This is a genomic window from Flavobacterium terrisoli (assembly GCF_030167905.1).
Classification (GTDB): Bacteria; Bacteroidota; Bacteroidia; order Flavobacteriales; family Flavobacteriaceae; genus Flavobacterium; species Flavobacterium terrisoli.
Map to the genome: position 1 here is coordinate 261,271 of NZ_JARGNA010000004.1, position 23,133 is coordinate 284,403.

Consider the following 23,133-nt stretch of genomic DNA (forward strand, 5'->3'; position numbering starts at 1 on the left):
AGCCGAATTGTATGGAGCGCAGCGGAATAAAACTAAAACCATATAATGAATACAATTGCTGTAATAGGCGCAGGAACGATGGGTAACGGAATTGCCCATACTTTTGCACAAAGCGGTTTTACCGTAAAACTAATTGATGTTTCCGAGAAATCATTGGAAAAAGGAATGGCAACGATTGCTGCCAACTTAGACCGAATGGTAACCAAAGGAAGCATCACCGAAGAAGACAAACACAAAACCATTGGCAACATCATCACTTACACCGACATCAAAGATGGCGTGGTTGGTTGTGATTTAGTGGTTGAAGCCGCTACTGAAAACGTAGGCTTGAAACTCAATATCTTCAAACAACTAAGTGACATTTGCGACCATAATGTGATTTTGGCCACCAATACGTCTTCGATTTCGATTACGCAAATCGCTGCACAAGTGGTGCATCCGGAAAGAGTGATTGGAATGCACTTTATGAATCCGGTGCCAATTATGAAATTGGTGGAAATCATCCGCGGTTACAATACTTCAAACGAAGTGACCAAAATTATTATGGATTTATCGGTGAAATTAGGCAAAACACCAACAGAAGTTAACGATTATCCGGGCTTTGTAGCCAATAGAATCCTTATGCCAATGATTAACGAAAGTATCGAAACTTTATACAATGGCGTTGCCGGCGTAAGCGAAATTGATACCGTGATGAAACTCGGAATGGCGCATCCAATGGGACCATTACAATTGGCGGATTTCATCGGATTAGACGTTTGCCTTTCAATATTAAACGTAATGTACGACGGTTTCAAAAATCCAAAATATGCACCTTGTCCGCTATTGGTCAATATGGTCATGGCGGGAAAACTGGGCGTAAAATCCGGTGAAGGTTTTTATGATTATTCAGAATCTAAAAAAGCTGAGAAAGTTTCGAAGCAATTTAATTAAAAGCAGTCAGCCATTAGCAGTTAGTTTTTTAGATTATGCTGACAGCTAATAGCTAATTGCTAAAAGCTATAATATGAGCAAAATAATCCCTTTCAAAGCCGTTCGCCCTACGCCTGATAAAGTGGCATTGGTAACTTGCAGAAATTACGATGATTACAGTTCGGCTGAGCTTGCTGCCTGGTTGAGTTTTAATCCGTATTCTTTTTTGCACGTGATCAATCCTGCTTATATGTATTCGCAGAAAATCACGCTGGACAAACGTTTTAAAGGTGTGGCGCATAAATATCAGGATTTTAAGGATGACGGTATTTTTATGGAAGAAGACAAAGCAGTTTTCTTTCTCTACGAAATCCAAACCAAAACACAGTCATTCACTGGAATAGTAGCCGGAACTTCGATTGAAGATTACAAGAACAATGTCATCAAAAAACATGAAGATACCTTGCAGTATCGCGTGGAATATTTTAAGGATTATTTACACCAAACAGGTTTCAATACCGAACCGGTTTTGATTACGTATCCCGACAATGACACGCTGAACAATTGGATAGCAGAAAAGAAAAAAAGCGCACCGATTTACAATTATTCAACAACCAATAAAGAGAAACACCAACTTTGGAAAATTGAAACCGATGCTGAAATCAACTGGTTGACCAAGCAGTTTGAAAATATTCCCGAGTTGTATATTGCCGATGGTCATCACCGCTCTGCTTCCGCAGAATTGTTGTATGATGAAGACAAACATTTAGGCAATGAAAACCTAAACTATTTTATGAGTTTCCTGATTGCCGAAAGCAATGTCAAAATCTACGAATACAACCGAATCATCCGTGATTTGAATGGTTATTCCAAAGAAGATTTTATGGAAAAGCTTTCTGAATTCTTCATCATTAAAGACAAAGAACAGGAATTATGGAAACCGCAAAGCAAGTTTGAATTTGGAATGTATCTCGATGGCAGTTTTTATGCATTGTTTTATAAGCAGGAGAATAAACAGCCTTCGATTTTAGAAAACCTGGATGCTCAAATCTTGTATGATAAAGTATTGCAACCGTTATTAGGCATCGAAGATTTGCGAAACGACGAGCGAATTGAATACATTCCGGGAAAGCAATCCATTTCAACGATAAAAGAATTGGTAGATGAAGGCGAATTTGAAGTAGGCTTTATGCTCTACCCTTCTGACATCTCAGAAATAAAGGCTTTGGCGGATAACAATTTGATTATGCCGCCAAAAAGTACCTATATCGAACCCAAATTCAGAAGTGGATTGATGGTTTATGAACTTTAGGATTTATGGTAAATCAATTTAAAATTATCCATAAGGAATCTGAAGATGGAAGAATCTTGTTCATTCCTCAAGGAATTGATACTCTAACCAGAAATGCTTCTTTAGTTCCCGATTTCATCAAAAAAGATTTAAAAGCTGATGAAATTGATTATATCATTGATTTCTTTGATACTTATGAAAAAGGATATTTCATTAAAAACAATATCAAGGTTGAAATTGAATGGAGCATTTACTTTGATTATTTCTTTTTTATAAATGGTAACAGTAAAGAAGATGAAATATTAAAAGTGCAAGATTGGGTTGTTTCGATTTATAATGCAATCGTTAAGGATGAAAGAACAGAAACTAAATTTTAAAAACCAAAAGTTTAAGCATGTCTATAAAAGATAATCTTGTTCACATACAATCCTCTCTTCCGTCACATGTGACTTTGGTCGCGGTTTCCAAAACCAAACCAGTGGCCGATTTGATGGAAGCTTATAATGCAGGTCAACGTATTTTTGGGGAAAACAAAATCCAGGAAATGACCGAGAAATGGCAACAAATGCCAAAAGACATCGAATGGCATATGATTGGTCACGTGCAATCCAACAAGGTAAAATATATGGTGCCTTATGTGAAACTGATTCATGGTGTTGACAGTTTGAAATTACTCAAAGAAATCAACCGACATGCGGTTCGCTGGAGAAAAAACATCAATTGTTTGCTCCAAATCCACATCGCCGAGGAAGAAACCAAATTTGGTTTAGACGAAAAAGAACTGGAAGAATTACTCCATTCCGATGAATTCAAAACCTTTGAAAACATTAAAGTCATTGGCTTAATGGGAATGGCTACGTTTACTGACAATCAGGAACAAATCAAACGCGAATTTGAACATTTAAAATCTATTTTTGATAAAAACAAATCACTGAACACTAACAACTGTCAACTGAACACTCTTTCAATGGGAATGTCGGGCGATTATCAATTGGCAATTGATTGTGGCAGTACAATGGTTCGGATTGGAAGTAGTATATTTGGAGGAAGATAATCAACTAAAAAAAACTTAAGCTCATTTACGCAATACTCGACATAGAAACTACCGGAGGTCAATTTAATGAAGAAGGCATTACAGAAATCGCTATCTATAAATTTGACGGACATGAGATAGTGGATCAGTTTATCAGTCTGGTCAATCCAGAAAAACCCATTCAGCCTTTTGTGGTGAAATTAACCGGAATTAACAACGCCATGCTACGCTCTGCTCCGAAGTTTTATGAAGTGGCCAAACGCATTATCGAGATTACCGAAGATTGCATTGTAGTGGCGCATAACGCTTCGTTTGACTATAGGATCCTGCGTACGGAGTTTAGCCGATTGGGTTATGATTATGTCAAGCCAACGCTTTGTACGGTTGAATTGTCACAGAAACTCATTCCAGGTCAGGCATCTTATAGTTTAGGTAAATTGGTTCGCTCACTAGGCATTCCCGTAACCGACAGGCATCGCGCCAGCGGAGATGCGATGGCCACCGTGAAATTGTTCAAAATGATTTTGGACAAAGATGTCGAAAAGGAAATCCTTATCAGTCTCATCAAAGCCGAAATCAAAAAAGGATTGTCTCCTAAATTGCTCGATATAGTGGAGAGCATGCCTACTCGCACCGGTATCTACTATGTTCATAACGAAAAAGGCGATTTGATTTATATCGGTAAAAGTAAAAACATCAAAAAACGCATCAACCAACATTTCACCGGAACTTCGGGCAAAAGCAAAAAGATGCAACGCGATGTCTTTGCCGTAACTTATGAAGAAACCGGCAGCGAATTGATTGCGCTGCTCAAGGAAAGCGAAGAAATTAAAATCAACAAACCGATATACAACCGTTCCCAACGCAAAACCATTTTTCATTACGCCTTATATGCCGAAAAAGATGCCAATGGCTATTTGGCCTTAAGAGTACTAAAAGCAGATGGCCGCAAAAAAGAAATCACTTCCTTCACCTCTGTTCAGGAAGGCAAAAATCTTTTGCATAAAATCACCGCCGAGCATCATTTATGCCAGAAAATAAACGGTCTGTATGATACCAAAAACGGCTGTTTCCAACTTAAGATAAAAGAATGCAATGGCGCCTGTTTGGGTCAGGAATCACCCGAAGAGTACAACGAGCGCGTTGAAGAATTTATCCGTGAAATGAAGTTTGACAACAACAATATGGTCATTATCGACAGAGGCCGAAATGTCAACGAACGCAGTGCAGTACTGATAGAAAACGGAATTTACAAAGGCTATTGTTTTTTTGACTTGAACTATCAGGTGAACAATATTGAAATACTCAAAAACCTTATCATCCCAATGCAGAACAACCGCGATACCCGAACCATTATCCAAGGATATTTGAGGCGTCACAAGGTCATACGCATTGTGAAATTTTAATTTATCAGGAGCTTTTTCCCGCTATTCGTTGCAATCTCTTCGAGGATTTCCACTACTATCGGGGCTAAAAACAAACGCATTGAACTACTTAATCACCATCATCGGACCAACAGCCATCGGAAAAACTTCCCTGAGCATTGCTTTGGCCCGACATTTTGGTTGTGATATCATATCTTGTGACAGCCGGCAGTTCTTTAAGGAAATGAAAATTGGTACTGCTGTTCCAAATGAGGATGAACTCAATTCGGCGACACATCATTTTATTCAGAACAAATCCATTTTTGAATCCTATTCCGTAGGCGATTTTGAACTGGAAGCCATTACCAAACTGGATGAATTGTTTCAAAAGAACAATGTCCAGATTATGGTTGGCGGTTCCGGTTTATATGTTGATGCCGTACTCAAGGGCTTTGATGATTTTCCAGATATTGACGACAATATCAGAAAACAAATTAACACTGATTTTGAGCAATTTGGAATTGATTACCTTCAGCAACAGTTAAAAGAATTAGATGTTGATTATTATCAAAAACTATCTATTGAAAACCAACAAACACTGCAAAATCCACAGCGCATGAAACGCTTTGTTGAAGTTTGTTTGGGCACCGGAAAACCCTATTCCAGTTTTATTGGGCAAAAGAAAAACCAGCGTCGCTTCACTCCTATTGTCATCGGTCTGGAAGCCGAACGGGATATCATGTATGACCGAATCAACCAACGCGTGGACATTATGATCAACGAAGGTTTATTGGCGGAAGCGGAACAATTATATCCCAACAAGCATTTGAACGCATTGCAAACCGTTGGTTATCGTGAGTTATTTGATTATTTTGACGAGAAAACAACTTTAGCATATGCCGTAGAGGAAATAAAGAAAAATACCCGTCGTTTTGCCAAACGACAGCTGACTTGGTTTAAGCGAACGGAAAATGCCATCTGGTTTGACTATCTAACAGACAGAAACCAAATAATAAAACATATTAATTCTTTGTTATCAAAGTGATTCTTACGCAACCTTTTGCCACAAAATGAGTCCTCAAAGAAAATCTCTCTCTATGAAACAAACACTCTTATTATTTATCCTCGCCATGTTGACTTCCTGCGAACAAATTCATTATGATGGCGAAACCAGATTGGTATTTCAAACCGTTGTTAAAGATGCTAATGGTCAGCCTTTACCCAATACTCATGTTGAAATTCGGCCTACAACAGGATATGCCTCTGATTTAATTTCCAAAGGGAAAACCAACGAAAATGGAGAAATAACGCTGCTTTTTCCTGCTCCTGATGGTGATGCCATTGACATCAACTTAAAATTTTATAATGATGACAATACTTACATGGAGAGGGAAACCCTAAACTTAAGCAGAGCTGATTTTGTGAATTATAAATTCGTTTTCCCAGACACTTATCTTTTAAAAAATGATGAAGTCGCATTATTAAATGTGATTTACAATCAAACCAATCCTGCTGTAATTTTAAGGAAAGTCACCATTCAGGGAATTTATTCAACACCCGAAGAATATTATCATGTTCCGCAAGATGATGATTATTATTATGATTATTCCTTTTTAATGCCTTCCCCGTTTTTTATTAAAAAGAATCAGAGTTTTCAATTGAAGTACACGACCTTAAACTTACAGACAAACGTCCATACACAGCAATTCGTAGACCTTCAGATTGGGAATGACAATATCGATTACACTTTAAATTACTAGCCATGAAGCATTGCTTTTTACTCTTAGCCCTATTGTCATTTGGGAATTTCTCCTTTGCCCAGGACACGACCAACATCAAAGAACGGGACACCACTGTTAATAAAGATTTAGAGGTTGACACCTATTTCAGAATACAGACTTTTTACCCGATACATTATGGCAACACTGCTTTAGCCAAAGCACACCAACCCAGACCTGCATTCTCAATGCAGATGCAATTTTTGGACTTTAGAAACTTCAAAGCGGGATTTGGTTTTGACTTCGTCACATATAGCATTACCGATAAGGAAATGATTGCCAATTTGAGCACTTCAAAATACACCAGCGCTTATTTCTTACTAAGCTACGAATACAAAGCTACCAATAAGATACAAATCACGCCTAATATCGGTTATGGCGATGCGCGGCTCGATTTAGGCAGCAGGAATTCCCGATTTGGCAAACAAAACGGCAATGAATTCAGGATTGGTGCCTATGTCGATTATAAAGTAAGCAAGGCTATTTTTGTCTTTGGCGGAGTTCATTATATAAGCAATACATTTGACATTAAGACTTCACCGGAATATGAATCATTTTTTTCAAAAGCTAATCAAATTCAAATTAACTTTGGTGTTCGATTCGGAAACTAATTAATATACAATGCCAATTTCTCCTGATTTTACTTCAAAACTGCAACAAAACTGGGAAATCACTTTTCTGCAATGCTATCCAAACGGTTATTTGAAATACACCGATTTGTGCAACATCCTGCAATTAACGGCAGGTTTACATGCCGAATTAGGCGGTATTAGCTTTAGCGACATGCAGGCGCATCATCAGGCTTGGGTTTTGAGCAGAATGCGGGTTGAAATCAGTCGTTTGCCCAAATGGAAAGAAGTTGTGACCATAAAGACCTGGATTAACTCGCTGGAGAATTCGCGTTCGATTCGCTGTCTGGAAATGTACATTGGTGATGAAAAGATTATTGGCTGTGAAACTTTCTGGGCTGTATTCAATACCGAAAAACGCCGTCCTGAAAATTTGGCTTTGCCACATGACCATTTTGGAAAATACCCCGACAGGGCAACAGTACAGCCTTTCAGCAAAATTGATGTCCAGCACGACATGCAAGAAATCGGAACCCATACTGTAAAACTTTCCGATTTGGATATCGTGAATCACGCCAATAGTGTGAAATACCTGGAATGGTGCCTGGATCTAGTAGATTTAAGCCTGATACAAAATCAAAAAATAGCCAGTTTTGAAATGAACTATCTGAAAGAAGTCTCACTAAACGATATTGTTCAGATAAAACGAAAAACGGCAGAAGACTCAATTACTTTTGCCATTCAGCGTGACGACAAAATGAGTTTTGCTTTGCAACTGCATTTAAAATAAAAAGGCTCCGGTTTCCCGAAGCCTTTTTTGTTTATTTTTTCACGACCAATCTAAAGCCTTCACCGTGAATGTTGAGGATTTCAACATTTGGGTCTTCTTTCAGGTACTTACGCAATTTGGCAATATAAACATCCATACTTCTTGAAGTAAAGTAATTGTCTTCTCTCCAGATTTTGGTAAGCGCCAATTCTCTTGGCATCAAATCGTTTTCGTAGATAGCCATCATTTTCAACAAATCAGACTCTTTTGGAGACAATTTGATTGGTTCGTCATTTCCAAATTTCAAATAACGCAACTTAGAGTTCAAAAGGAACTTACCAATCTGAAATTCAAATTTGGCCGGTTCATTTTTAGTCTCTGCAGATTTTCTTTGGATAATGGCTTTGATCTTCATCAACAAAACATCAGAGTCGAAAGGTTTGTTCAGATAATCATCAGCCCCAACTTTGTACCCTTTCATAACATCTTCTTTCATTGATTTTGCCGTTAAGAAAATCAATGGCACGTCTTTGTTTTTCTCTCTGATTTCTTTGGCCAAAGTATAACCATCTTTGTAAGGCATCATCACATCCAAAATACACAAGTCATAATTGTCTTTTTTGAATTTTTCAAAACCTTCCATCCCGTTTTTGGCTAAGGTAACATCGAAATCGTTTAGCGTTAGATATTCTCTTAACACGATTCCGAAGTTCTGGTCATCCTCGACTAAAAGTATTTTTTTGTTTGCTTCCATAGTATTTTTTTTAATTTATGAGTGGGACTTTTATTATAAATGTGCTTCCTTTTCCTTTTTCACTTTCAACAAAAATTTGACAATTGTGGTCGTCAATAATTCGTTTAACATAGGCCAATCCTAATCCGTGGCCTTTAACATTGTGCAAATCACCAGTGTGTTCGCGGTAAAATTTTTCAAATATTCTCTTTTGAGCTGTTTTTGTCATTCCTGCACCTTGATCCTTAATTTTAACAACAACAAACTCTTTTACATTTTCGGTATATATATCTATAACGGGATTATCGGGAGAATATTTTATAGCATTGTCTAAAATATTCACAAAAACATTCGTGAAGTGAACATCATTCAGTAAAACCGTTGTTCTTGTTGCGTCAAAATGTGTTGTAATACTTCCGTTTCTGTCATCTATAATCAGATTCACATGATCAATAGCATCTTCAATAATGCTGTGGATATCATTTGATTCTTTATTAATTTCAAGCTCTCTTTTCTCCAGTTTAGAAATACGCAATACATTTTCCACCTGTGCATGCATTCGCTTATTCTCGTCTCTGATCATTTGGAGATAGCGATGTATTTTTTCTTTGTCTTCGATCACCTTTGGATTCTTAATCGCGTCTAAAGCCAAATTAATAGTGGCAATCGGTGTTTTGAATTCGTGGGTCATGTTATTGATGAAATCGGTTTTGATTTCAGAAATCTGACGCTGTTTAATCAATTGATTCAAAGCACTTGAATAGGCAATGATGATAATCAAGGTGAAAACGATTGACAATACACAAATCCCAATCAATTCAGAGAATAAAAATTTCTTCTTTTGCGGAAAGGTGACTAATAATTGGTATTTATTGTTTCCATCTCCGTCAATAAAAATCGGAATCGAATACGTTGAGGATTTTTCATACTTAAACCGTTCTGATTTGATTTTAGTAGCCAGGCCGTTGCTGTAAACATTAAACTCAAATGGCGTTTTAACACCATATTCGTTGAGCTCGTCAGTGAGCATTTTTTGCATCATTTCATTGGAAACTCTTTCCTGAATTGGCCTTAATGCGGCAATATCCCTATAAAACATTTGAAAACGGGCATTGTCTAAAAAAACATTTTTGCCTTCCTTTTCAATTTTAATATCGGGTTCCTGAGTTTGCTTGATTGACGGATTATCAATGTCATCCGTATAAATCTCTGTTTTTCGTTTGGCGGTATAGTTTTTAATTTCTTTTAAACTATCTATTTTACTATCAAAGAACGATGATCCAACCCCGTATTCCTCTGCCACTATACTGTTAGAATAGACAATAGTTTCATTAGTTCTGGAATCTCTTTGAAAATATCCAAATTCTAAAAAATCACTTTTATCCGGAACTTTTCCGGTACTGTCAATTACATTGTTATACTGCTCAAAATAGGAAAAGGCCTCGTTTTTTTGCAGTTTTTCTGCAACATTTCCGAGAACTTGTTTGACATGAAATTTAAACTGCTCTTCATTATTCTCGAAAGACTTATCAAACCAGTATACTTGAACGAGAATTATACCAATAAGGGATAAGCTCATCAATATGACCAGTAAGCGGAAAAACAATTTATTCATTAAACAAATTTAGTATTTTAACATTTATACAATAAATACATTAACCAAACATTAACATCTACAATTAATATTATTGATTTTTTAATAAATTAAGAATATTATTGACTTGATTTTTAGTATCTTCCGTGGAGATGTTGTGAATTACGTAATTACTTTTTGCGATTTTTTCCTCTTCAGGCCATTGATTTTTCATTCTGTTCAATACACTTTTAAGGTCGGTTTTATCCCTGTCTATAACGCGCTGTAATCGAGTCTCTAAAGGTGCGGTAACTGTAATGATACTGTCACAATATTTATAGCTTCCGCTTTCAAATAAAATAGCGGCTTCCTTAATTACAAATGGGTAATTTTCATGGTTATTTACCCATACATTGAAGTCATGTTTGACTAACGGATGTACAATGTCATTTAGCTTTTGAAGTTTATCAGGATGATTAAAAACCAATTGCGCTAATTTCTCTCTGTCGATTTTATTTTTTGAGATAACAGTACTGCCAAAAGCATTTTTAACCAGTTCAATTACTTCCTGGGTTTCCATTATTTTTTTTGCCTCTTCATCAGCTATATAAACCGGAATTCCCAACGATTTGATATAATTGGCCACTGTGGTTTTTCCACTGCCTATTCCCCCTGTTAATCCGATTACTTTTGTCATGGCTTTACTTTAAAAAATAATTCCGGGAATGCTTCTTCTGGTTTTTGCTTTTGGATCTTGATCTTCACAAAGGATTCTAAAAAGCCTCTTCCATATCCAAAAAATTGCTTTGTCACAGCTATGACTGACAGCAATCCTATTTCTAAACTTTTATTTTGAATGGTTGCAAAAATTAAAATTAATAAATAATAAAAGGCATAACAAAGCAATGGGAATGGCATTCCAAAAAGAAAAAGAAAAAGAGCTATTGCAAAACACAGAATAAATAAGGTTGGAAAGAAAAAAGTCAGTTTGCTGTATTCGGGATACCAACTGTCCAATATAGGTCGGGCTTTACCAAATTTATTGACCTGTGTGGAAAACTTATCCCAATCAATCCGCCTTTTATGATATACAAATGCTTTTGCAAATAATCGGGTATTAAATCCTAACTTCCATAATCTGATAGACAAATCAGGATCTTCACCGGGATGGATATTCCCAAAACCATTGGAAGCCATAAAGGCTTTTTTTGAAATTCCCATATTGAAACTTCTGGGCTGGAACTTACTTAATTTTTCAGAGCCTCCGCGAATTCCACCGGTAGTTAAAAAAGAAGTCATGGCAAAATTAATGGCTTTCTGAATGGATGAAAACGAATCGAGTGCCGCATCTGAACCACCAAAGCAATCAACATAATTGGTTGTCAATTCTTTTTCGACTTCAGATAAATATTGCTTAGGGATAATGCAATCGGAATCAAAAATGATAAAATAATCGCCTTTGGCTATTTTCATTCCATAATTTCTGGAATCGCCAGGACCACTGTTTTCTTTGAAGTAGTAGGAAATATTTAGCTTGTTTTTAAAATGCTCAATCTCTTCCTTACAAGGAATCGATGAGCCGTCTTCAACAATTACAATTTCATAAGGCTTACCAAAATCAGAAATCAATAAACTCTCAAGTAGCTCTTTGATTTCATCAGGTCTGTTATAAACAGGAATTATAATTGAAAAATACATGGTTTAAATTTTAACTTCGTAACGTCTCGGGTAACAAAGATAAGTTATATACCAAAGAAAAACCACCTAAAATTTAGGTGGTTTTAATTATTGTAAAAAATATTTAAAGCTTATTCTTTAACTACTTTAATTGTTTTTACCTGGTCATCAGCAGTTACTCTTACCATATAAGTTCCGCTAGCCAAATTAGACATATCAACTTGTCCTTGGTTTCCACCAATTGCATTAACTGTCATTTTTTGACCTAATAAGTTGAATACTTCAACATTTGTGATCACTTGATTGTATGATAAATTCAATACGTTTTTAACCGGGTTTGGATAGTATGAGAAATTAGCATTATCAAAACCTTCGTTAGATAACAATTGGTTTCTCGCAACTCTTAAACAAAAAGTACCTACCCAGTCAGCAGTGTAACCTGCAACTCTTACATAGTAAGTTTGACCTGCAGTAACTGTGGCATTTATAATTAAAGAGTTCCATGAGAATCCGTTTGGCTGAACTACAGTTCCACCATCGTTGTCACAGGCAACTTGTACCAGTGAACCGCAAACACCAGAATATAATGCAACTTCAGTATCTTGTAATGTTCCTCCTAAGAAGTCAGTTGAAACATCAACAGTAGCAGTATCACTTGGGGCAACGAAAGAGTACCAAACATCATTTAAACCATAGTTGAAACAGGTTGCAGGAGCAACACCTGAATCAGTAGCGCCAATGTTGGTTCCATTGGTATTGGTACCATTGCATACACTATCATCAACAACTAAAGGAGTTGCAGCAATACACTCATCATTAACAGGTGCTGGTGGTGGAGTTACAGTCAATACACCACTTAAGTATGATGTACCATCCCATTCTCCTCCTTGGTTACTTCCATTGATTCCTCCATATACATATGGTCCACCATTCAAAGTAAATCTTGTAGCATAGTAATAAGTTCCTGGTGCTAAAGTAGCTCCGATAGTCGCTTGATATTCATCATTATTACCTCCATTGGTTTCAACGTTGAAAGTTGCCGGAACCCAAGTTGTCCAGTTGTCAGGACTTGAATTATCGCCTTCATCACTAATTCCAACCCATGCCAAAATTCCAGGCGCTTGTCCTGTAGTAGTATCTGTTAAACCTGGTTCCCAAACTTGACCATAAACTGTACCGCTTCCACCTTGAGGGAAGTTAAGCGTTGGAGGCCATTGCAAACCTACATAATCAGGTTCGTCTGTTGGTTGTGGTTCAGTTGTAAACATCCATTCTGCACATCCTACTGATTCACCAGCAGCATTGATTGCAATTACCTGCCAATAACCTACAAACTCGTAAGCACCAATTGTACCAGCATTGAAACTAGTTGTTGTTACATTACCAAAGAAAGTTAAATTTCCAGAAGTAACACCACCATAAACGTCATATGAAATTGCAGGATCACCAGTTGTTGGAGCATCCCAAGACAAAATTACATCAGAAAATGCAGGAACTGTTAAGCTTCCGTCTGCAGGGTTAGGATTTGTTGGACATCCAGGAACAACAGCAGCCGTTGTACAAACAACTTGTCTTTCTCTGTTTACGTTTTCAGTACCACAAGAAGAATCTGTATGGAAATAGAATCTCACTATTCCGTTTGCAGCAGGAGTAAATCCTGTAATACTTCCGGTTCCAACAGCAAGGGCTGTTAAACCATCGGCAGAGGTGATTGTGATATAATCTGTTGCAACAGAACTTGAGAAAGTATAAGTATTAGCAGAGAACACTTCAATATTAGAATACTCTCCTGCCCATGAATCAGTAGTTAAAACATTCAAAGTTGATCCATCACATGTAGTTGGTGTCAAAGTAGCGTTAGGATATAGACCTCCATTGATACATAGTGTACCACAAATAACGTTTGTAGATCTATCAACGTCTTCAGTTCCACAAGTAATATTAGTATTAATATGTACTCTTACTGATCCCGTAACAGTAGAAACCCATGATAAAGGTTGTGTTCCTGAAGCTGCTGCAGTTAAATCTCCATCAGTACTGATGGTAAAGAAATCAGTAGCAACTGAACTGGTGAATTTATAAGTTTGACCAGCAGTCACATTTACGTTAAAGTAATCGCCTGCCCAAGAGAAATTAGAGATTAGAGTTGGTGTAAATCCGTCGCACGTTCCAGGATTAATTGTTCCAGCAGGAAAATTGTATCCTGCTAAACACGGTACCGGAACCGAAATGATTGTTGGTGAATCAAAACAGAATCCCCATTCCCAATCAAGGTCATCGAATGCGATACGGTATCTGAAACCTGATTTTTGTGTTGCTGTAAAAGCTGACACATCTAAATCAGTACTGGCATATGCAGTTTTTGCAGGAGTACAAAAGTTATCATTCACAAGAGTATTATTTCCTGCAAAGTTTGGCCCCCAAGCTGTCCAAGCAGCAGCATCAGCATCCCAGTATTCCAAACGCAAATAACCAGCTAATATTCTGTAAGTGTACATCCCACTTACTCTTACTTTTGTTTCTCCGGCAGCTACAGCTGCAGTAAGATCGATAACCGGAGATTCAGCAGCAATATTATCAATGCTGGTTTGACCGGCATCATCATCGTCAAAAGCAAAATTTGCACTTGTCGTTGGGTTACCTTCGAATGCCAAAGGGTTCGTGTTGTACGTTCCTGTAACAGACCAGGCGCCGTTAGGCCACGCTGCATTCTGATTCAGTACTTGTGCGTTTATTTGCCAGACGAATAGTGAGACAAATAACAATAAGTAGTTTTTTTTCATTTGTTAAAGATTAAAAGTTAATTGCTCATAAAGGTATAGCAAATAAAAAAAACTCACAAATATTTGTGAGTTTTTATATCCGAATATTAAACATTTAACATAAACCTATTGCGCAATACTTGAAACCAATAGCATTTCGTTAGCATCTGCATTATAATCCACCCCGTCAAATCCAAAACCAAATAAGTTTAAGAAGTCTTGCTTATAACCTGCCAAGTCACCAATCTCTGGTAAATTTTCTGTAGTTGCAGTGGCCCATAAGGCTTTGACCCTTTCCTGGATATCATCACGCATTTCCCAATCATCAATTCTAATTCTTCCTTTGTCATCTGTTGGCACTGCTCCACCGGTATAAAGTCTCTGCGCAAACAATCTTTGTATCTGCTCAATACAGCCTTCATGAACACCTTCTGCTTTCATTATTTTATACAATAAAGAAATATACAATGGAATTACTGGAATGGCTGAACTTGCTTGCGTTACCAATGCTTTATTAACAGACACATACGCTTTTCCATCTAATGACTTTAAACTGTCAGTAATTTCAAAAGCTGTAGCTTCTAAATGGTCTTTTGCTCTTCCAATGGTACCTTTTCTGTAAACCGCTTCGGTTACTTCAGGTCCTATATAGGAGTACGCAATTGTTGTGGCACCTTTGGCCAAAACATCAGCTTTCTTCAAAGCATCAATCCACATGGCCCAATCTTCACCACCCATAACCACAACCGTATTATCAATATCGTCCTGATTAGCAGGTTCTATGGATACCTGAGTTACATTTCCGGTGTGAAAATCAACTGTTTTGTTGGTAAATGTACTTCCGATAGGTTTCAAAACCGAACGATGCAAAACGCCTGTCTTCGGATGCATACGCACCGGAGAAGCCAAACTGTAAATGATCATATCTACCTGACCTAAATCAGCTTTGATCAAGTCGATTGTTTTTTGTTTTACTTCATCAGAGAATGCATCTCCATTGATACTTTTGGCATACAAACCTGCTTTTTGCGCTTCCTGTTCAAAAGCTGCAGAATTGTACCAACCCGGAGTAGCCGTTTTGCCTTCAGCAGGTTCTTTTTCAAAGAAAACGCCGATAGTCGCCGCATTGGAACCAAAAGCACTGGTAATTCTCGAAGCCAATCCGAAACCGGTTGATGCACCAATCACTAAAACTTTTTTAGCACCTTCAATGGTTCCCTTTGATTTTACATAATTGATTTGGTTTTTAACATTTTGCACACATCCGTCAGGGTGAGCTGTTAAACAAATAAACCCGCGCATTCTTGGTTCTATAATCATATTCTATTGAAATTAAGTTGTCTGTATATTAAAATTAGAGTGGTACAAAAATAATAAATTAAAACGGTTAGTTTAGTAATGCTTTGGCATGATTCAAGGCAGAATCTGAAATTTCTTTACCCGATAGCATTTCTGCAATTTCGTTGATGCGTTCATCATTGGATAATAGTTTCAATTCGGAAACGGTATTTTCACCCAAAACAGTTTTGTACACCTTATAATGTGTACTTCCTTTGGCCGCAATCTGTGGCAAATGGGTAATCGCAAAAACCTGCATGGTCTTGCTCATTTCACGCATAATTTCTCCCATTTTATTGGCAATTTCACCCGAAACTCCGGTATCAATTTCGTCAAAAATAATGGTTGGCAGTTTGGAATATTGGGATAAAATTGATTTTACTGCCAACATGATTCTCGACATTTCACCACCGGAAGCTACTTTTTTAAGCAAACCAAAATCGGTGCCTTTATTGGCTGAGAATAAAAATTCCAAACTGTCTTTTCCGTTATTATAATAAGAATCCGAAGCAACAATATTAATCTTAAAACGAACATTAGGCATGCCCAATAAACTCAAAATTTCAACCAGCCTGTTACTGAGATTTGGTATCGCTTCGCTCCTGCTTTGACTGATTTTAGCCGCAATAGTATCCAATTGACCTTCGGAATCCTTAAGACCGTTTTCCAGTTTGATGATTTCTTCTTCCAAAGTCACGACCGAAACCACTTTGCTTTCCAAATCGTTTTGAATGTCAATCAATTCTTCAACCGTTAATACCTGATGTTTCTTTTGCAAGCTGTAAATCAATTGCAGTTTTTGATTGATCAATTCCAGTTTTTCAGGATCATTGAACACCAGTTCCGACTCACGGTTGAGTTCTTTGACGATATCATCCAATTCTATCAACACCGAATTGGTTCTTTCAAAAAGTGATTCGTATTCAGTGGAAAAATTGGCGTTTTTTTGAAGTATGGATTTGAATTCCTTTAGGTTTTTTAACAACCCAAATTCGTCTTCATTAGCCAATGCCAGAAGCGTCGAAAGGTTTTCCTTGATAAACTCAACGTTATTCAGCGCTTCATAAGTTTTTTCCAACTCTTCGAGTTCGCCAGCTTTTAAATTGGCCGAATGCAATTCGTTGAACAGAAACTCATTATAATCTTTCTCTTTCAGAATGGATGACAAACTTGCTTTTTTGGTTTCCAATTCAGCTTTATCCGAACGATATTGCTTTAAAACTATGGAATATTCTGTTCTTAATTGCTGGTTATCCGCAATCGCATCAATGATTTTGAACTGGTATTCTTCTTCAGATAATTCCAAGGTTTGGTGTTGCGAATGCACATCGATTAAGTAAAAACTCAAATCCTGCAATTGCTGCAAGTTCACCAGACTGTCATTGACAAAAGCCCTCGATTTTCCCGATGGTAAAATTTCCCTGCGGATGATGGTTTCGGCTTCATAATCCAAATCATTGGCTTCAAAAAAAGACTGCAAATCATATTTTCCGATCGCAAAGTTGGCTTCAACGATGCATTTTTCTTCTTTATTTTTTAGCGAAGTCAAATCGGCTCTTTTACCAAGAACCAATCCTAAAGCGCCGAGAAGTATTGATTTCCCTGCTCCGGTTTCACCGGTGATAATTGAAAAACCCTTAGAAAAATCAATATTTAATTTTTCAATCAGTGCAAAATTTTCAATCGAAAGCGAAGTAATCATGTGCAGGAAATGAAGTAAAGTTTAAGTAGTAAATATACTAATTATAACTTGATAGTTGCCCATTTACCGGAATTGAGTGGTGAAATTTTATTTAAGGTATCGATTGTTTCCGCTACGGATACTTTTGGCCCGCCTGATAAAATTGAAACAATTTCATCTGCTTTGGCATCAAAGAAAACCCTAGTCAAAAAAGCATTGGAACGCACTTTATATACAGCACTTAAAGTAGTAATTGATTGCTGAATTTTTTCTTTAGAAGATTTCAAATCTTTGGTCATATTGTCCAATCCATCTCTGTGGTATTGATACATCGCATCTCTGAAAGCATCAAAAGTTCCGGAAAGTATATCATTAGCCAGGAAATAGCGATTTTGATTCCCATCAGCCTGACTCCAGCCTTTAAAACCGCTTTGTTGTGCTACAGATACTATTTGCTGCGCCACATCAAACCATTGTTTTCCACCATAAAGTGTATACGTATCGGCATCAAAACCAAGAATCATATAGCTATAAAAAGCCAAAACAGAAACCAGGTTTGAATCAAAATTCGATGGATTGAATAAAAGGGTTTCAAATTCTATATAACGAAACGAAAAGTCTTTGTCATTATAGTTGAAAATCGGTGAAGAATAAGAAGAATCAAATACCGGTCTGGAAGATTCAACCTGGATAGTTGCTGAAAACTGGTTAGAGTCATAACTGTTCAGCGTAATAACCATCGAACAGTTTACTTTTTCATTTTGCTTTACACTTTCGCCTGTCCAGTCTGTTTTGTTGACAAACTCACTAATCGATTTTTCTAAGTTTTTAAAAACCTGATTATTGGTACTGGCAATCTTATCAGAGTTGACCTGAACGGTACAATTCAATTGCTGTGCATTGGTTAATCCAACAAAAAACAAAAAAAGAAAACTAACTATTTTTTTCATGTATGACTATTTATTTCCTTGTACTTAATTAATAACGGGAAATTACCTTGTTTATTATATCGTCCGCAACTTCTTCTTTTGATTTCAAAGGCATGGGTTCAATCACAAAATCTTTATCGATGAAAGTAATTTTGTTTGTCGCCGAAGCAAAACCCGCACCTTTATCCTGAAGCGAATTTAAAACAATCAAATCTAAGTTTTTTTTCTGAATTTTCAACTTCGCATTTTCAATTTCATTTTCTGTTTCCAAAGCAAATCCAATTAAGAATTGGTTCTGCTTTATTTTGCCCAAAGAAGCTAAGATATCTTTGGTTTTTTCGAGTTCAATGGTAAACTCAGCATCGGTTTTTTTGATTTTTTGGTCGGCTACAAATTTAGGTTTGTAATCTGCCACTGCAGCAGCACAAATAGCCACATCAGACTCATTGAAATATTGATGACAGGCATCATACATTTCCTGGGCAGAAGTTACGCGGATCAAATTGATATTGGAATCTTGAAGGCTCAAATCGGTCGGGCCTGAAATCAAAATCACTTCTGCACCATAATTCGCCGCACTTTTAGCAATGTCAAAGCCCATTTTCCCCGAAGAATGATTCCCGATAAATCGAACTGGATCAATCGCTTCGTATGTCGGACCAGCCGTAATCATGATTTTTTTACCTCTTAAAGGCAATTTGCTTTCCAAATCCTTTTCCAGAAAGGCAATAATATTTTCAGGTTCGGCCATTCTGCCTTCGCCTGATAATCCACTGGCCAATTCCCCATTTTCAGCCGGAATCATAATATTGCCAAATTGCTTCAGCAAATTAAAACTCGAAAGCGTTGACGGATGCTTGTACATATCCAAATCCATTGCCGGAGCAAAGTAGACAGGGCATTTAGCCGATAAATAAGTCGCAATTAAAAGGTTGTCGCAATTGCCGTTTGCCATTTTGGAAAGCGTATTGGCGGTTGCCGGAGCAATCAGCATCAAATCGGCCCAAAGCCCTAATTCGACGTGGTTGTTCCACTCGGCATTCTCATCTTCTTCGTTATAAAATGAAGAATGAACCGGATTTTTGGACAGTGTGGATAAGGTAAGCGGTGTTACAAAATCCTTAGAAGCCGGTGTCATGACCACTTGGACATGTGCACCGGCTTTTATAAATAATCGAACTAATGAGGCTGTCTTGTAGGCGGCAATTCCTCCGGAAACGCCGAGTAGTATTTTTTTACCGCTTAAAACAGACATCTGAATTAGTCTTTTGTAGTATCTCTGTAGTAAATTTTATCATCAAGCCATTCCTGAACAGCCAATGCATGTGGTTTTGGTAACTTTTCGTAGTATTTAGAAACTTCGATTTGCTCTTTGTTTTCAAAGATTTCTTCCAAACTATCGTTGTAAGTTGCAAACTCTTCTAATTTCTCAGTCAATTCTTTTTTGATTTCAGAGTTGATTTGGTTTGCTCTTTTAGCCATTATTGTTATTGCCTCGTAAACATTGCCGGTACGCTCTTCAATTACGGTCTTGTTGTAAGTAACTGTGTTTACCGGTGCATTCGTCTTTTTTAAATCCATGACTTTTTATTTAGTAAATTGTTTTAAATCTGTTTCAATCCTAGCCAACATTTCGTCAGCTTTTGCTTTGTAATGGGTATCTGCCTTATGTTTCATCAAGCCGGCATAAGCGGCTTTGGCAGCAATCAAACGCTCTTCCAATCTTGAAGGAATACTATTGATTGCCAATTGATAGGCAGAATCCAATTTGTAATATAATGCATCTTCCTTATACGGTGTTCCCGGATAGTTAATGATGAAATTATCAAACGCCACCATGGCTGCCTTATAGTCAGAAATGGTATTGTAAATTTTAGCGTTCTCATATGCTTTCTTCTCCAACTTCTCTCTCAATGCCTTAGCAATGGTATTGGCTTCCGCCAAATATTGAGATTCAGAATAGATATCAATAAAGTTCTGCAACTTATCGATGGCTTTATAAGTATCTACCTGATCCAAACTGTAAACAGGTGATAGTTTTGAAAAACATTTAGCACTCAGAAATAAAGCTTCTTCAATCTTCTCACTTTTCGGATAACTTGAAGCAAAACTTTCAAATTGATAACCGGCTAAATAGAATTGATTCGTTTTATATAGTGATTGCGAATACATATAAAACATTCTTTCCGCTTGTGGTTTTCCCTTATAAGCAGGAGCAATTTGTTCAAAAAGTTTTATCGCTTTACCGTATTTTTTTGCTTCATACATTTTTGTTGCCACCGTAAATTTAATGGCTACATCTTCTGATTTTAATGCTTTTTGGTATTCGCTGCACGACGAAAAAAAGACAACTAATGCAAATAGGGCTAAAAATTTCTTCATTATTATGTTTAATGTTGCTGATTTTAAACACATTTTGTGACTTAAAAAGCAACTGCAAATTTAGTTATTAATTGTTTACTACAAAATATTTTTTTCGCGGTTCGAAAAATTACATTTTTGAGATTTTATTGGTGAAATCATGCAAGCGTTTTGCCAGGTCTTCATCGGCATTTACCAGTGGCAAACGAACGACATTTTCAGACAAGCCTAATGATTTAAACACTTCTTTGATTCCGGCCGGATTTCCCTGTTCGAAAATCATATCAATTGAATCGGCCAAAAGGTAATGCAGTTTATAGGCTTCTTCTACTCTTTTGTTTAAACCTAAGTGAACCATTTCAGAGAATTGTTTTGGAAAACCTTCTGCAATTACCGAAATAACACCTGCGCCACCAGCTAAAACCATTGGCAACGTAATCATATCATCTCCTGAAATCACTAAGAAATCTTTTGGTGCATTTTGGATCAATTTCATCGCCTGAACAATATCACCGGCTGCTTCTTTTACCGCTACGACATTTTTAAAATCATTGGCCAAACGAATAATCGTTGATGGCAACACATTGCTGGCCGTTCTTCCCGGAACATTATACAAAATCACCGGAATTGGTGACGCTTCTGCAATCGCTTTGAAATGTTGGTAAATGCCTTCCTGAGTTGGCTTGTTATAATAAGGTGAAACCGAAAGTATCGCCACAAAATCAGAGAAATCTCTTGATTTTAATTCGGCTACCACTTCCTGGGTGTTATTGCTTCCAACACCCAAAACCAAAGGCAATCTTCCCTTGTTGGCTTCCACAATTGTCTTTATTACCAATTCCTTTTCGTCCTTTGTCAAGGTTGCGGTTTCAGCTGTTGTTCCAAGTACAACTAAATAGTCAATTCCGTTATCAACCTGGAAATTAACGATGGCTTTCAACGCATCAACATCTACTGAAAAATCTTTTTTGAATGGTGTAACAAGAGCAACTCCGGTACCGATTAATGATTGCATTTTAAATTTTGTTTAGAATTTTTAAATATTTGAATAGTTCGTCCATAAAGACTTTGTAATTTTCTGCATTGGTGTTGATCATAAAATGATTCAACCTTTTATCTATGGAGGCAAAACCTACTTTAAAACCGGCTTTTGACAAATGGGAAACCAAGAGCAACGCTACTTTCTCGGTGTCGTAATAGTTAATCAACAAATCAAAAGGTTCCGCAATAAATTCTTTGACTTCCTTTTTGTCTACTGTTCCGTGCCAACTCAAATCTTTGTGGCTGAAAGTCGGATAGTCAAAAACTTCGTTTTTTTTAATCTTGTTTTTAAAAACCAAAACTTTGATGTCATTTTCGTTAATTCCGTTTTGAATCAACTCCTGAACCAAAGCTTCTCTCTCATAAAAGTAGGTTTCATCAAATATAATCCCAACTGTTTTGATTACACTATCCGAAGGCAAATGCTTCACATTTGATAAACTATTCTTAACTATTTTTTTTGTTGAAAAATCCTTTAAATAATTTAAAAACATACTACTTTTACTTTAAATGCAAAATTACTAAAATTAGCGCCAAAAGCGATGGTAAAACTAAAAAACTATAACGTTGTATTAAAACAATTTGTTTTATTATTAACATTTACAAGCGTTATTTCCTGTGCGGAAAAAAAATACTATGTCACCCGAATTGAAGGCAAAGAAATCGCAATTACAGATAAAAATTCTGAAGTTGCTGAAATTGAAAACTTTATCAAACCGTATCGCGATAATATCGATAAGGATTTGAATCTGGTTTTGGCCAATGCTCCGGAAACAATGGACAAATCAGGAGAATGGCAAACACCGATGGGCAACTTTTTATCTGACATTACTTTGGAGAAAACCAATCCCGTTTTTCAGCTAAGAGAAAAGAAAACCATAGACATTTGCCTGCTGAATCACGGTGGCATTCGATCGATTATCCCAAAAGGCGATGTAACGGCACGAAATGCGTTTGAGATTATGCCGTTTGAAAACAGTGCGTTTGTTGTTGGCTTAAAAGGAGAACAAATCCTCGAAATGGTCAATTATATCATTACCGAAAAGAAACCGCATCCGTTGAAAGGTTTGACATTTACTATCGGTAAAGACAATCAACCAAAGAACATTTTAGTCAATGGAAAAGCTTTGGAAATTGATAAAACCTATTATGTAGTGACATCCGATTATTTGATTAATGGCGGCGATAATATGCTGTTCTTCAAAAAAGGCATTGAGAAATATGACTTAGATTATAAACTTCGGAATATTATCATTGATTATTTCAAAGCCAATAAAACCATCGTTGCCGGTAAAGATGTCAGAATAAGCAAAGAACCATAA

The 23,133-nt window shown here is 36.8% G+C and carries 23 protein-coding genes; 10 read left to right on the forward strand and 13 right to left on the reverse strand.

All coding sequences use genetic code 11. The features are described from left to right. Positions 1-45 precede the first annotated feature (45 nt). The 9 genes from P1K33_RS07005 (at position 46) to P1K33_RS07045 (ending at position 7,737) form a co-directional block, all read left to right on the forward strand. On the forward strand, positions 46-933 hold the full coding sequence (locus P1K33_RS07005) for a 3-hydroxyacyl-CoA dehydrogenase family protein (RefSeq protein WP_284652205.1): 888 nt from the start codon (positions 46-48) through the stop codon (positions 931-933). A 73-nt stretch (positions 934-1,006) separates the two neighbouring features. Then, entirely contained in the window at positions 1,007-2,224 is a 1,218-nt protein-coding gene (locus tag P1K33_RS07010) for a DUF1015 domain-containing protein (protein WP_284652206.1), read from the forward strand. 5 nt (positions 2,225-2,229) lie between these two features. After that, the gene (locus P1K33_RS07015) at positions 2,230-2,580 is read left to right on the forward strand and encodes a hypothetical protein (RefSeq protein ID WP_284652207.1); all 351 of its coding nucleotides are present in this window, start codon (positions 2,230-2,232) and stop codon (positions 2,578-2,580) included. Between the two features lie 17 nt (positions 2,581-2,597). Then, on the forward strand, positions 2,598-3,257 hold the full coding sequence (locus P1K33_RS07020) for a YggS family pyridoxal phosphate-dependent enzyme (RefSeq protein WP_284652208.1): 660 nt from the start codon (positions 2,598-2,600) through the stop codon (positions 3,255-3,257). Between the two features lie 23 nt (positions 3,258-3,280). After that, entirely contained in the window at positions 3,281-4,642 is a 1,362-nt protein-coding gene (locus tag P1K33_RS07025) for an exonuclease domain-containing protein (RefSeq protein ID WP_284652302.1), read from the forward strand. 79 nt (positions 4,643-4,721) lie between these two features. Beyond that, the gene (gene miaA, locus P1K33_RS07030; RefSeq protein ID WP_284652209.1) at positions 4,722-5,645 is read left to right on the forward strand and encodes a tRNA (adenosine(37)-N6)-dimethylallyltransferase MiaA; all 924 of its coding nucleotides are present in this window, start codon (positions 4,722-4,724) and stop codon (positions 5,643-5,645) included. Between the two features lie 52 nt (positions 5,646-5,697). After that, the gene (locus tag P1K33_RS07035) at positions 5,698-6,360 is read left to right on the forward strand and encodes an Ig-like domain-containing protein (RefSeq protein ID WP_284652210.1); all 663 of its coding nucleotides are present in this window, start codon (positions 5,698-5,700) and stop codon (positions 6,358-6,360) included. Positions 6,361-6,362: 2 nt separating this feature from the next. Then, positions 6,363-6,989, forward strand: a complete 627-nt coding sequence (locus P1K33_RS07040) for a hypothetical protein (RefSeq protein ID WP_284652211.1) — start codon at positions 6,363-6,365, stop codon at positions 6,987-6,989. Between the two features lie 10 nt (positions 6,990-6,999). After that, positions 7,000-7,737 (forward strand): acyl-[acyl-carrier-protein] thioesterase, encoded by a 738-nt coding sequence (locus P1K33_RS07045; RefSeq protein ID WP_284652212.1) that lies wholly within the window; start codon positions 7,000-7,002, stop codon positions 7,735-7,737. A 31-nt stretch (positions 7,738-7,768) separates the two neighbouring features. On the opposite strand, the gene P1K33_RS07050 is transcribed toward P1K33_RS07045, so the two are convergent. The 13 genes from P1K33_RS07050 to P1K33_RS07110 form a co-directional block, all read right to left on the reverse strand. Next, positions 7,769-8,470, reverse strand: coding sequence for a response regulator transcription factor (locus tag P1K33_RS07050; protein WP_284652213.1), 702 nt, complete (start codon positions 8,468-8,470; stop codon positions 7,769-7,771). A 10-nt stretch (positions 8,471-8,480) separates the two neighbouring features. Then, a complete protein-coding gene (locus tag P1K33_RS07055; protein ID WP_284652214.1) occupies positions 8,481-10,064 on the reverse strand; it encodes a sensor histidine kinase in 1,584 nt (527 codons plus the stop codon). Positions 10,065-10,134: 70 nt separating this feature from the next. Next, entirely contained in the window at positions 10,135-10,719 is a 585-nt protein-coding gene (gene coaE, locus P1K33_RS07060; RefSeq protein ID WP_284652215.1) for a dephospho-CoA kinase, read from the reverse strand. After that, positions 10,716-11,720 carry a glycosyltransferase family 2 protein gene (locus P1K33_RS07065; protein WP_284652216.1) on the reverse strand — a complete coding sequence of 335 codons (1,005 nt, stop codon included), beginning with the start codon at positions 11,718-11,720 and terminating at the stop codon, positions 10,716-10,718. Before P1K33_RS07065 ends, coaE begins: the two co-directional genes overlap by 4 nt. Positions 11,721-11,830: 110 nt before the next feature. After that, on the reverse strand, positions 11,831-14,482 hold the full coding sequence (locus P1K33_RS07070; RefSeq protein WP_284652217.1) for a T9SS type A sorting domain-containing protein: 2,652 nt from the start codon (positions 14,480-14,482) through the stop codon (positions 11,831-11,833). Between the two features lie 105 nt (positions 14,483-14,587). Next, on the reverse strand, positions 14,588-15,781 hold the full coding sequence (gene fabV, locus P1K33_RS07075; protein WP_284652218.1) for an enoyl-ACP reductase FabV: 1,194 nt from the start codon (positions 15,779-15,781) through the stop codon (positions 14,588-14,590). Between the two features lie 67 nt (positions 15,782-15,848). Beyond that, positions 15,849-17,501 (reverse strand): DNA repair protein RecN, encoded by a 1,653-nt coding sequence (gene recN / locus P1K33_RS07080; RefSeq protein ID WP_284652219.1) that lies wholly within the window; start codon positions 17,499-17,501, stop codon positions 15,849-15,851. A 41-nt stretch (positions 17,502-17,542) separates the two neighbouring features. Continuing rightward, positions 17,543-18,430, reverse strand: coding sequence for a type IX secretion system protein PorD (porD, locus tag P1K33_RS07085; protein ID WP_284652220.1), 888 nt, complete (start codon positions 18,428-18,430; stop codon positions 17,543-17,545). A 28-nt stretch (positions 18,431-18,458) separates the two neighbouring features. Then, positions 18,459-19,664 carry a bifunctional phosphopantothenoylcysteine decarboxylase/phosphopantothenate--cysteine ligase CoaBC gene (coaBC, locus tag P1K33_RS07090; protein ID WP_284652221.1) on the reverse strand — a complete coding sequence of 402 codons (1,206 nt, stop codon included), beginning with the start codon at positions 19,662-19,664 and terminating at the stop codon, positions 18,459-18,461. Positions 19,665-19,669: 5 nt separating this feature from the next. Continuing rightward, entirely contained in the window at positions 19,670-19,990 is a 321-nt protein-coding gene (locus P1K33_RS07095) for a DNA-directed RNA polymerase subunit omega (protein WP_284652222.1), read from the reverse strand. A 6-nt stretch (positions 19,991-19,996) separates the two neighbouring features. Further along, on the reverse strand, positions 19,997-20,791 hold the full coding sequence (locus P1K33_RS07100; RefSeq protein ID WP_284652223.1) for an outer membrane protein assembly factor BamD: 795 nt from the start codon (positions 20,789-20,791) through the stop codon (positions 19,997-19,999). A gap of 109 nt (positions 20,792-20,900) precedes the next feature. Then, positions 20,901-21,785 (reverse strand): 4-hydroxy-tetrahydrodipicolinate synthase, encoded by an 885-nt coding sequence (gene dapA, locus P1K33_RS07105; protein ID WP_284652224.1) that lies wholly within the window; start codon positions 21,783-21,785, stop codon positions 20,901-20,903. Between the two features lies 1 nt (position 21,786). Further along, the gene (locus tag P1K33_RS07110) at positions 21,787-22,305 is read right to left on the reverse strand and encodes a DUF6913 domain-containing protein (RefSeq protein WP_284652225.1); all 519 of its coding nucleotides are present in this window, start codon (positions 22,303-22,305) and stop codon (positions 21,787-21,789) included. A gap of 48 nt (positions 22,306-22,353) precedes the next feature. Here P1K33_RS07110 and P1K33_RS07115 point away from each other — a divergent pair, with 48 nt between their 5' ends. Beyond that, the gene (locus P1K33_RS07115; protein ID WP_284652226.1) at positions 22,354-23,133 is read left to right on the forward strand and encodes a 5'-nucleotidase C-terminal domain-containing protein; all 780 of its coding nucleotides are present in this window, start codon (positions 22,354-22,356) and stop codon (positions 23,131-23,133) included.